The 11,901-nt window shown below is 46.6% G+C and carries 10 protein-coding genes; 9 read left to right on the top strand and 1 reads right to left on the bottom strand.

Annotated features, from left to right (window positions below; genetic code table 11):
* The first annotated feature begins 30 nt into the window (after positions 1-30).
* From argR to L9P36_RS01845, 9 genes are all read left to right on the top strand, one after another.
* The gene (argR, locus tag L9P36_RS01885; protein ID WP_237464491.1) at positions 31-501 is read left to right on the top strand and encodes a transcriptional regulator ArgR; all 471 of its coding nucleotides are present in this window, start codon (positions 31-33) and stop codon (positions 499-501) included.
* A 291-nt stretch (positions 502-792) separates the two neighbouring features.
* Positions 793-1,764, top strand: a complete 972-nt coding sequence (locus L9P36_RS01880; RefSeq protein WP_237464490.1) for a TAXI family TRAP transporter solute-binding subunit — start codon at positions 793-795, stop codon at positions 1,762-1,764.
* Between the two features lie 111 nt (positions 1,765-1,875).
* Positions 1,876-4,503 carry a TRAP transporter permease gene (locus L9P36_RS01875; protein WP_237464489.1) on the top strand — a complete coding sequence of 876 codons (2,628 nt, stop codon included), beginning with the start codon at positions 1,876-1,878 and terminating at the stop codon, positions 4,501-4,503.
* Positions 4,504-4,555: 52 nt separating this feature from the next.
* Entirely contained in the window at positions 4,556-4,987 is a 432-nt protein-coding gene (locus tag L9P36_RS01870) for a universal stress protein (RefSeq protein WP_237464488.1), read from the top strand.
* A gap of 296 nt (positions 4,988-5,283) precedes the next feature.
* Positions 5,284-6,576: an L-cysteine desulfidase family protein gene (locus L9P36_RS01865; RefSeq protein WP_290368702.1), complete on the top strand. Its 1,293-nt coding sequence runs from the start codon at positions 5,284-5,286 to the stop codon at positions 6,574-6,576.
* A gap of 29 nt (positions 6,577-6,605) precedes the next feature.
* Complete coding sequence (locus L9P36_RS01860; RefSeq protein WP_237464486.1) at positions 6,606-6,980, top strand: RidA family protein; 375 nt, start codon at positions 6,606-6,608, stop codon at positions 6,978-6,980.
* 486 nt (positions 6,981-7,466) lie between these two features.
* Positions 7,467-8,615 carry a trans-sulfuration enzyme family protein gene (locus L9P36_RS01855; protein ID WP_237464485.1) on the top strand — a complete coding sequence of 383 codons (1,149 nt, stop codon included), beginning with the start codon at positions 7,467-7,469 and terminating at the stop codon, positions 8,613-8,615.
* A 10-nt stretch (positions 8,616-8,625) separates the two neighbouring features.
* On the top strand, positions 8,626-10,059 hold the full coding sequence (locus tag L9P36_RS01850; RefSeq protein WP_237464484.1) for a Na+/H+ antiporter NhaC family protein: 1,434 nt from the start codon (positions 8,626-8,628) through the stop codon (positions 10,057-10,059).
* Between the two features lie 73 nt (positions 10,060-10,132).
* Positions 10,133-11,116 carry a D-cysteine desulfhydrase family protein gene (locus L9P36_RS01845; protein ID WP_237464483.1) on the top strand — a complete coding sequence of 328 codons (984 nt, stop codon included), beginning with the start codon at positions 10,133-10,135 and terminating at the stop codon, positions 11,114-11,116.
* 95 nt (positions 11,117-11,211) lie between these two features.
* Here L9P36_RS01845 and L9P36_RS01840 read toward each other — a convergent pair whose 3' ends face one another.
* Positions 11,212-11,760: a single-stranded DNA-binding protein gene (locus L9P36_RS01840; protein ID WP_237464481.1), complete on the bottom strand. Its 549-nt coding sequence runs from the start codon at positions 11,758-11,760 to the stop codon at positions 11,212-11,214.
* Positions 11,761-11,901 lie beyond the last annotated feature (141 nt).

Below are 11,901 nucleotides of genomic sequence, written 5' to 3'. Positions count from 1 at the left end.
AGCATTTTTCAACCCTCGGTATTCAAATCTATGCGTAGCTCAGATAAGCAAGAACAACTGACCAAAGCGTTTAAAGCCATTTTAAAGGAAGAAAAGTTCAGCTCTCAGGGAGAGATTGTTGAGGCGCTAAAACACGAAGGTTTTGAAAATATTAACCAATCCAAAGTGTCACGGATGTTGACCAAATTTGGTGCAGTGCGTACGCGCAATGCAAAAATGGAGATGGTTTACTGCATGCCAGCAGAGCTGGGTGTACCGACCACCTCAAGCCCACTCAAAGAGTTGGTAATGGAAATTGACCACAACGATTACCTTGTGGTGATTCATACCGGACCAGGTGCAGCGCAGCTGATTGCACGCTTGCTTGATTCTTTAGGCAAAGCCGAAGGTATTCTTGGCGTTGTTGCAGGTGACGATACCCTCTTTATCACCCCAACCAAAGAAACGGCAACAACCAAACTCTTTAAATCGGTTTGTGAATTGTTTGGCTATAAACGCTAATTCACCGCAAATTGAGGCGCACTTAATCGTGCGCCTGCTCTCAAAATCACCAAAAATATTATTTATCTTGACAATTAAATTTACGAATCAAAGCCTATTCTAACACCGCATTGATTCCTTTTATCCCTCTTTCTCGACGCCATTCAGGGCATTCCAATCCGCTTTCATCTTTTAAATTCTATTTTTTTCTTTGCTATCATCTGCGGCCAATGCAATGACGCATCCATATTCATTAGTTTGTATCCACAGTGGACTACACTCGAAATGATCATATGAAAAGGAAGGGACATTATGAGATTCTCCACGCTCCTCAAAGCAACAGGCCTTGCGATTGGTCTTGCAGCGGCGGCTGGTACTGCGCAAGCGCAAGAGTTCATTACAATTGGTACTGGCTCAGTCACCGGCGTCTACTATCCAACAGGTGGTGCGATTTGCCGACTTGTGAATAAAGATCGAAAAGATCATCAAGTCCGCTGTAACGTCGAATCCACAGGCGGCTCTATCTACAACATCAACACCATGCGCTCTGGCGAATTGGATCTCGGTATTGTGCAATCTGATTGGCAATACCATGCCTTTAATGGCTCCAATCAATTTAAAGAGCTTGGCGCAATGCCAAACCTTCGCGCACTCTTTTCACTACAAACTGAACCTTTCAATATCATTGCGCGCAAGGATGCTGGAATCACTAATCTAAGCGATTTAAAAGGCAAGCGTGTCAATATCGGTAACCCTGGTTCTGGTGATCGCGCGACTATGGAAGTGGTAATGGCGGCCATGGGATGGGATAAATCTGATTTTGCCCTACCGGCTGAATTTAAAGGTTCCGAGCGCTCACAAGCCCTATGTGACAATAAAATTGATGCCTTTGTTTACGTCGTTGGCCACCCCAATGGATCCATTAAAGAGGCGACCACCTCTTGCGATGCCGTCCTGATCAGCGCTAAAGGCCCTGAAGTAAACAAACTGGTCAAAGACAACAGTTATTACGCGAAAACCACGCTACCTGCGGGTACATACCGAGGTACAGATAAAGACATTCAAAGCTTTGGCGTAGCTGCGACCTTAGTCACTACCACAGCGATGTCAGAAGAAACCGCCTATGTGGTGACCAAAGCCGTGTTTGAAAATTTCGATACCTTTAAACGCCTGCACCCAGCCTTTGCCAACCTCAAAAAAGAGGACATGGTCAAAGATGGCATCTCGATTCCATTGCACCCAGGCGCGGTTCGTTACTACAAGGAAGTGGGGCTACTGAAGTAATCCCTTTAACTTATATCGGGTTCAATACTCGTCATTCTCAGTGCCGTGTTTTTCACGGCACTGCGCCATCCTTTTGCGCTATTTTGATATTCATAATAAGAAGGACCAGGCATGAATCAGCCCCACGCAACCGCGCAAGATGCACAGGAAATGGTCGCTCAAGCCGACTCTGGTGCACGTAATCCACAAGGCTTTGCACGCCATCTTCTTTGGTATGTACCACTTTGCTGGTCATTTTTTCAGCTGTGGTATGCATCGCCTTTTCCAACAGATTTCAATATTGGTGTATTTACCAGCACGCAGGCGCGCTCTATTCACCTCGCCTTTGCTGTATTTTTAGCCTTTATGGCCTACCCTGCATTTCGTCGCTCACCGCGTGATCGCATTCCACTATTTGATTGGATCTTTGCTTTGTTTGGCAGCTTTGCCGCGGCCTATATCTATATTTTCCATGAACAATTGGCCAATCGAGCAGGCGCGCCAACCCAAATGGATATCATCTTTGCAGTGATTGGTATGGTGCTACTACTCGAAGCGACACGTCGTGCACTGGGCGCACCATTAATGATTGTCGCCACACTCTTTTTAACCTATGCCTTTGCTGGCCCCTATATGCCCGATGTAATCGCACATAAAGGTGCGAGCATTAATAAGGCGATGTCACACCTTTGGTTGACTACTGAAGGCGTTTTTGGTGTCGCCCTGCGGGTTTCAGTGACCTTTGTGTTTCTCTTTGTACTCTTTGGCGCCATGCTTGAAAAAGCAGGGGCAGGCAGTTATTTCATTCGCGTCGCATTTTCCCTATTGGGGCATATGCGTGGTGGCCCTGCGAAAGCGTCAGTCGTCGCCTCTGGGCTTTCTGGCATGGTTTCAGGATCTTCTATTGCCAATGTGGTGACCACGGGGACCTTTACGATTCCACTGATGAAGCGCGTTGGCTTTCCTGGCACCAAAGCAGGCGCGGTAGAAGTGGCCGCTTCCACCAATGGTCAGCTCACACCGCCAGTTATGGGCGCAGCGGCATTTTTAATGGTGGAGTATGTGGGGATCTCTTATATCGAGGTCATCAAACACGCCTTCTTACCTGCGATCATCTCCTATATTGCCTTGCTTTATATCGTTCACTTAGAAGCGCTAAAAGCAGGCATGCAAGGATTACCGCGCCATCAATCTGAGCGTGCATTGGCGCAATCCGCCACCATGTGCTTTGTGATAAAAAGCCTCTATTGGCTCACCATCCCCACCCTAGTCATCGCCTTAAGCTTTTTCTTTTACTACGGACTCAGCTGGGTCAAAACTGCGCTAGGTGCCGCAACCATCTATTTTGTTCTGGTGCTGTCCATCACTGCCTATCTTGGACTGATTCGTATTTCAGCGCGCTATTACGCCCCTGAAATTTATAATCATGATCAGCAGTTTGATGAGCTGCCAGCACCACTACCGACCTTTCTTTCGGGCCTGCATTTTTTACTACCCATTGTGATATTGGTCTGGTGCTTAACCGTAGAGCGTTTATCTCCTGGGCTTTCCGCATTTTGGGCTAGCTGCATGATGATCTTTATTTTGATCACTCAGCATCCATTGATTCGCTATTTCCGCCGCCAAATGCATTTATCCAATGATCATGAAAACGCCGAGCAAGCCAGCTTACGCAGTGGCTGTCGAGATGTGCTTGAAAGCATGGTGATTGGTGCGCGCAATATGATTGGAATAGGTGTTGCAACAGCTGCGGCTGGGGTTGTGGTTGGCGTCGTCACGCTGACAGGGATCGGCTTAATTTTGACTGAATTTGTCGAGTTTATCTCTGGCGGTAATATGATTTTGATGTTGATCTTTACCGCAGTGATCAGCCTATTACTAGGAATGGGCCTGCCCACCACAGCTAACTATATTGTGGTTTCGACCCTCATGGCACCCGTGATTGTGGAACTTGGCGGCCAACATGGCCTGATTGTACCGCTCATTGCTGTTCATCTATTTGTCTTCTATTTTGGCATCTTAGCTGACGACACGCCGCCGGTGGGGCTTGCGGCTTTTGCCGCAGCCGCAATCGCAAAATCAGATCCAATTCGAACCGGTATTCAAGGTTTCACTTACGATATTCGCACCGCGATTTTGCCCTTTATGTTTATCTTCAATACCCAACTATTGATGATAGGCATTGATTCACTGTGGCACCTTGCCTTAACCGTAACCTCCGCCACCATTGCCATTTTGCTCTTTTCGGCCGCCACCCAAGGCTATTGGCTGACCCGCAATAAATGGTGGGAAACCTTACTACTGCTGGTCTTTACCTTTAGCCTATTTCGTCCGGGTTTTTGGTGGGACAAAATCTATCCCGCGACTGAAACCTATCCTGGAAGCCAGCTAGTTGAAATCGCCGATCAACTTGCCATTGGTGAGCCACTTAATTTGCAAGTTTCTGGGCTGACGATTGAAGGTGATGAAGTCAGTAAAATTGTTCATCTTCCCTTTGATGAAAAAGCCAAAGGCGGACTGGCGCGCGTTGAATCAACTGGACTAATACTCAGCGAACGCAATGAGCAATTGATCGTCGATATGGTGGCCTTTGATAGCCCTGCGGATAAAGCCAAAATTCAATTTGACTGGCAAATTGAACAGGTCATTTTGCCGGCCGATCGGCCGATGAAAGAGTGGCTGTTTATTCCCGTTCTTTTCTTGGTTGGACTCATGGCTTGGAATCAAAAACGCCGCCTGCCGCATCAGCCCATTCATTAATACAAAGGCAGCCATAGCGCTGCCTTTACCTTATCGATATGTGGGAAAAAATATGTATCAACAGATTCTGATCCCAGTGGATCTCAACGAAAACAAGCTGAGTGATAAAGCCCTCAAACATGCCATTTGGCTTGCACAGCACTGTCATGCCACGCTTCACCTGCTTAATGTGGTTCCCGGAATTCATCAATCCATGGTTGCCACCTACTTTCCCAAAGATGCTGCGCAGGCCATGAAGCACGCTGCTCAGCAGCAGCTGGAGCAATTTGCAGCGCAACATATTCCAGCACCAATTACCTACACCACAACGATCAAAGAGGGAAAACCTTACACCACCATTATCGAGCATGCACAACACTTAAATGCCGATTTAATCGTATTACCCAGCCATAAACGCAGTAAAGTAGATAAGGTTATGCTAGGTTCCGTTGCAACCAAAGTTGCCGCGCACTCACCCATTCATATCATGGTCATCAAACCTTAATACCTACATGGCACAACTCCCGTTCACAATTTAATGTGTCATTTGTCGATAGTGACGTGTTTTCCTGCCCCTTAAAAACGTGACAACCATCACGTTGCAATTTTATAGAAAGATCACACGTCAAGTTACAAGCAATAAGAGAATATATTTCTCTTACTCAGTCTATTTTCATTGGCAAATGGAAAATATCTTTCTAGCAAAACTCGTATATTAGTGAACATGAAATGCCGATGATTCACATCGCCCTTACCTACGACAATAGACGCGCATCGACGCCTCTTTAAGGCATTGACATGATCAAAACTAATTTGTGGCCACACTTTATCGATACTCTTAAGCGTGAAGTGGTGCCCTCTCTTGGCTGTACTGAGCCCGTCTCAGTCGCTTTGGCCGCAGCCACCGCCATGACCAAACTCACCGGCCCAATTGACTCGATTCAAATCTATGTATCTGCGAATCTGATGAAAAATGGCATGGGCGTAGGCATTCCAGGCACAGGGATGGTTGGTCTACCGATTGCAGCCGCATTGGGCGCGATTGCTGGTGATGCAAATGCCAAATTGGAAGTATTGAAAGCCATTCAGAGCTCAGATGTACAAGCTGCAAAAGCCATGGTCGACCAAGGCCAAGTACAAGTACATGTCGCAGATGTACCGCATATTTTGTATGCCAAAGTTCAATTGCAATCGAACCAACATCGTGTCGCAGTCACCATTGCTGATCAACATACCAATATCATTGCCATTGAAGAAAATGCCAATGTAGAAAGCTTTGCAACCGCGGTCAAAGCAAGTGCCAATGACCCAATCGACAATCCATTTGAGCAAGCGAATCTGCAAGATGTTTTTGATTTTGCAACGCAGGCTCCAGTGAGCGATCTTGAGTTGATGCAGCAAGCCTATGAGCTCAATAACGCCCTCTCTCAAGAAGGCCTCACTGGCAAATATGGTCTACAAGTGGGTGCAACTTTTGAACGTAATGTGACTCGCGGCCTGCTCTCAGCCGGTTTACTAACCTCAGTATTGTCTCGCACTGCGGCAGCATCCGATGCTCGAATGGATGGCGCCATGAAAGCGGCCATGAGTAATTCAGGTTCGGGCAATCAAGGTATTGCCGCAACAATGCCAGTGGTTGCTGTTGCCGATCATCTACAAGTCAGCCCAGAACAGCTCACTCGCGCTTTGACTTTGTCACACCTCACTGCGATTTATATTAAGAGCCATCAAAACAAATTGTCCGCATTGTGCGGTGCAACCACAGCGTGTATGGGCTCAGCCGCAGCGATTACTTGGTTACTCGGTGGCAATTTTCAACAAATGAATCATGCCATTTGCAGCATGATTGGCGATATTTCGGGCATGATCTGTGACGGCGCAAAAACAAGCTGCGCCATGAAAGTTTCGTCATCGGCTGGTGCCGCGGTAAAAGCGGCATTGATGGCACTCGATGATCTACGTGTCACCGGCCATGAAGGTATTGTGGCGGAAGATGCCGATGCCTCAATTCGTAATCTATCGGCACTTGCCAATGGTGCAATGGCACAAACTGACGTACAAATTTTAGACATTATGATGCACAAAGCATCCTAATATTTAGCGATAAAAAAGAGTAATGCTCCATGATTCAAATTATTAATACTGAAAAAGCACCTGCGGCAGTCGGCCCATATGTTCAAGCAAAAGTCGTTGGTGAGATGATCTACACCTCGGGTCAGCTTCCGATTAATCCTGCCACTGGCAAAATGCCAGAGGATATCAGCGCACAAACACAACAATCATTGGCCAATGTTGAAGCCATTTTGCTCGCGGCAGGCTCAGACAAAAGCAAAATCGTAAAAGCAACTGTGTTTGTTAAAGATCTCAATGATTTTGCACAAGTGAACGCTGCTTATGCTGAATTTTTTGGTGAAAACTGTCCCGCGCGTAGTTGTGTTGAAGTCGCTCGCTTGCCACTTGATGCAAAAGTAGAAATTGAAGTGATTGCTGTAAAATAAATCAACTTTCGTTTATTTTTAAAACATCGAAAAAGGGCTCGCATATTGCGAGCCCTTTTTTATTGATCGCGTGAATGAATTTAACTTTAAAATCACACGCCCACTTGCAAATGATAAGACAATACTGATGCTTTTGTTAAAATTGAGACATCAGTCATTCTTGGTGACCTTAATTTATCAGACAAATTAGGTGATTTCGTTTTATTTGTTTGAATTTGCTAATGTTTTATATATTTCAAAACTGATCTAAATCAACGCAAAGAAAAGTTACCTCGGCCTTTTGAGTTATACAGCAAAATATTTCTTTGAAGTCATGCCTCAGCAGAATTTATTACAATTTTTTCTCTTTCAACGCGAGTAATCTTTAAGTCAATTCGATGGGTAAATCTTTAATTTTCTATCAATTAAATGATTTTTGCTTCTTTTTCATCCGGTTGGTTTAAATCGCTAGCAAACCCATAAATATAAACAATTCGTGGTATTACTATGAAAAGTAAAAACATCGCAACCCTAGCCATTCACGGTGGAGATCAGCATGACAAAGGTCATCACGCTATTTTTCCGCCAATCACCACTGCCAGTACCTTTATTCAAACCAATTTGGGTGAAGGTGGCGATTTTTGCTATGCACGTTGTGGCAACCCAACTCGCCATGCCTATGAAACAGCGCTTGCAGCGCTAGAAGGCGGTATTTACGCCACTGCGACAGCATCAGGGATGGCGGCAACGGCACTTGCGATGGAACTTCTACCTAAAGATGCCCATGTGATTGTCATGTGTGGCGTATACGGAGGGACTTACCGTTTATTTGAAAAACTGCGTCGCAATACCTCTGGCATTGAATTTGAATATATCAACCTCAATGATCTTGCTGCTGTCGAAGCTGCGATTCGCGATAACACGCAGATGATCTGGATTGAAACACCAACCAACCCGCTGCTTGAGCTGGTTGATATTCAAGCCATCTGCAAGCTGGCACAAGAAAAAAATATTCTCACCTGCGTTGATAACACCTTCTCAACCGCGTGGAACCAGCAGCCATTGGCGCTTGGTGCAGACATTGTGATGCTCTCCACCAGTAAATATATCGGCGGTCACTCGGATCTGATTGGCGGTGCATTGATCACCAATAAACCTGAGCTTGCTGAAAAAATAGATTTTATCAAAACCACAGTGGGCGCCGTAGCCTCACCATTTGATGCTTATCTAGCACTGCGTGGCATGAAAACTCTAGATGTTCGCATGCAACGTCAATGCGATAACGCCCAACAAATTGCAACTTTCTTAGAAAATCACCCTGCAGTTGTGGAAGTGCACTACCCCGGCCTTGCATCACACCCACAGTTTGAACTGTGTCAGCGTCAAATGCGCACCGGCGGCGCAGTGGTCACCATTCGCTTAGCTGGCGATATGACGACAGTGAAATCCTTCATTGGCAAACTGCAATATTTCGTTTTAGCCGAGTCTCTAGGCGGTGTGGAGAGCATGCTCAACCACTCAGCGTCCATGTCACACGGCTCTATGACTCCAGAAGAAAGAGAAGCTATTGGTGTGTTTGATACCACCCTGCGCCTCTCTGTAGGCATTGAAGATATCAATGATCTGATTGCCGATTTAACTCACGCCCTTGCTTAAGGAAATAACTATGACTGATTATGGAATTTGGACGGTAGTGACGCCTCTGGTCACCATCCTGCTGGCAGTCTTCACGCGCCAAGTAATACTCTCATTGTTGGCTGGTGTTTTTGTCGGCTCAACTGTTATCGCAGGCTTTAATCCTCTTCAAGGTGCTGCTTCAACACTCGATGGCATCATCAACACTTTTGGTTCTGCTGGTAACACCCGCACCATTTTGTTCTGTTTTATGGTGGGCGGTCTGATCCGTTTGATGCAAGTGACTGGCGGTACTGTTGGTTTGGTGCGTTGGTTGACTGAAAAAGCAAACGTCATCAACAACAAGAAAGCAGTGCAGCTACTTTCTATGTTGATCACATCGCTGATCTTTATTGAAAGCTCAATCTCTGAAATGGCTGCGGGTACCGCGACGAAAGAGCTTGCGAAACCCTATGGCGTATCACGTGAGAAAATGGCTTATGTGATCCAATCATCTTGCGTTTCTGTTTGCTCTAGCGTGATGGTGAACGGCTGGGGTGCGGCAATGATGGGTGTCATTGGCGTTCAGATCAGCAAAGGCTTCATCGACGGCGAACCATTTGGCATTCTAGCTGGCTCCATGGTCTTTAACTTGATGGCTTGGCTCTCTTTGGCATCCGTGTTGTTCTACATCTTCAGTGACTTCTCATGGGGCCCAATGAAGACCGCAGATATTCGCGCAGCCAATGGTCAAGAGCTTCGCGAAGGCGCATTCCCAATCTCAACTGAAGAAGATCTAGAGGTGATTGATCACCCAGCATGTAACAGCATGCTCAACTTCTTCATTCCGCTTGTACCAACCATTTTGATGGTGCCAATCGGTCTGTTAATCACTGGTAATGGCGATATTGCACAGGGTTCAGGCTCAACTTCTGTATTCTGGGGTGTGATGACAGGTACTGCGATCTCCATGATCTGGTTCGTTGGTCGCGGCATGATGAATATTGAGAACTTCTTCAAACACCTATTTGCAGGTTACTCAAGCATGATCCCACTGGGTGCGATTATGACCCTTGCGTTCTTGATGGGCAGCATCTCTGGTGATTTGAACACTGGCGCATATATTACCAACGCCATTGATGGCATCATTCCATCAGGCTTCTCTGCAGCGTTTGTATTCTTAATTGCTGCGATTATGTCACTGGCAACGGGTACATCATGGGGCACCTTCTCCATCATGATCCCAATCGGTATTCAAATTGGTACGGCCATTGGTATCGACCCACAGCTCATGATTGGTGCAGCAATTTCCGGTGCGATTTTCGGTGATATGACTTCACCAATCAGTGATACCGGTATTGTAGCCTCCATGGCAACGGGTAACGACCATATTGACCATATTCGTACGCAGTTCCCATATGCATTGTTAACAGGTGCGATTGCCACCGTGCTCTTTACCATTCTTGGCTTTATGATGTTGGGCTAAGGCCTTTGATTCCCCCTATAATTTCCACATCGGCACTGATTTCAGTGCCGATGTTTTTTGTTAAGGAAGCAACATGCAATTTTCACGAATACCGCGCGTCACCATCAGCCATAATCCCACCCCAGTAGAGTCAATGCCGCGTCTCTCACAGGCGCTGGGCTGTGATATTTGGATCAAGCGCGATGATTGCACTGGACTTGCAGGTGGCGGCAATAAGACACGCAAACTTGAATATTTAATTGCCGATGCACAAAAACAAGGTGCTGATATCTTACTCACTGTGGGTGGTATTCAATCGAACCATGCAAGGCAGACCGCGGCGGCTGCGGCAAAATTTGGCTTTGAATGTGAGCTCATTTTGGAGCAAGTGAGCGGTACACCGACCGAAAATTACCATGACAATGGCAATCTGCTACTGAACCAACTCTGCGGCGCTCAGATCATTGAATTGGCAGAAGGTCAAAGCTGTGACGATGCGATCAACAAGCGCGCTGATGAGCTTAAAGCGCAAGGTCGCCGCCCGTACATCATTCCCATGGGCGGATCCAATGTGATCGGTAGCTTGGGTTATGTACAATGCGCACTAGAGCTTAGCGAACAACTCAAAGACAACCCTGTCGATCAAATCGTCCTCGCTTCAGGCAGTGCTGGTACTCAAGCAGGCTTAATTGCCGGTTTGATCCTCGCCAATAACCACACGCCAGTTTTAGGAATCAATGTTAGCCGCAGCAGCAGCGAACAAAATACCAAAGTCACGGCTCTCTTAGTGGAAATTTTGGATTTTCTTGGTCTTGATTCAAGCCATGCGAGTGATTACGTACATACCAATGGCGACTACTTTGGCCCTGGCTATGGCATCGTCACCGAGCAAGCCAATGACGCAGTCAAACGTTGCGCCAGCCTTGAGGGGATCTTGCTTGATCCGGTTTATACCGGCAAAGCAATGGCAGGATTGATTGACTTGGTGACCACAAATCAAATCGACAAAAGTTCGCGACAGCTCTTTTTACACACCGGCGGCAGCCCTGCTTTGTTTGCCTACCGCAGCACCTTTTAAAAAAGCGTTATTGCGACCAAGCTTATTCGCTAAAAACAAAAAACCGCGCCAAGCGCGGTTTTTTTCTAATCAAAGAAACATGGTTCTCATCGAAATTAGAACGGAATGTCGTCTTCAAAATCCATTGGTGGCTCATTGTACTGCGGCGCAGATTGTTGCGGAGCCGACTGCTGAGGCGCATTGTAAGATTGCTGCTGCGCTTGATAAGGCGCTTGTTGTTGCTGAGCTTGTGGCGCAGGTTGCTGAGGTTGACCCCAACCGCCTTGTTGCTGTGCTGAAGCACCGCCACCTTGACGACCACCTAGCATTTGCATGCTGCCGTTAAAGCCTTGTACAACCACTTCCGTGGTGTAACGCTCTTGGCCGTTTTGATCTTGCCATTTACGGGTTTGTAATTGGCCTTCAATGTAAACTTGTGAACCTTTTTTCAGGTACTCACCAGCCACTTCAGCGACTTTGCCAAACAGCGCCACACGGTGCCATTCAGTTTTTTCACGCTGTTCACCGGTGTTTTTATCACGCCATGATTCAGAGGTTGCCACAGTGATATTGGCAACGGCACCGCCATTTGGCATATAACGGATTTCAGGATCGTTACCCAAGTGACCTACAAGAATAACTTTATTGACGCCACGACTGGCCATAATGAGCTCCAGATCTAGTTGATGGACGCATCATTGCGCCACTGAAAATAACGGACGAGTTTACCACGCTTCGTGGTCAAAACCATAGCGCGAAAACAGGCGCAGATCTCAAGATTAGCACGGAAAAACCACTGTGTATAA

This window comes from Vibrio stylophorae (assembly GCF_921293875.1).
Classification (GTDB): Bacteria; Pseudomonadota; Gammaproteobacteria; order Enterobacterales; family Vibrionaceae; genus Vibrio_A; species Vibrio_A stylophorae.
Note: the sequence above shows the minus strand (reverse complement) of the source record. Positions and strands in the feature narration are given on the sequence as shown.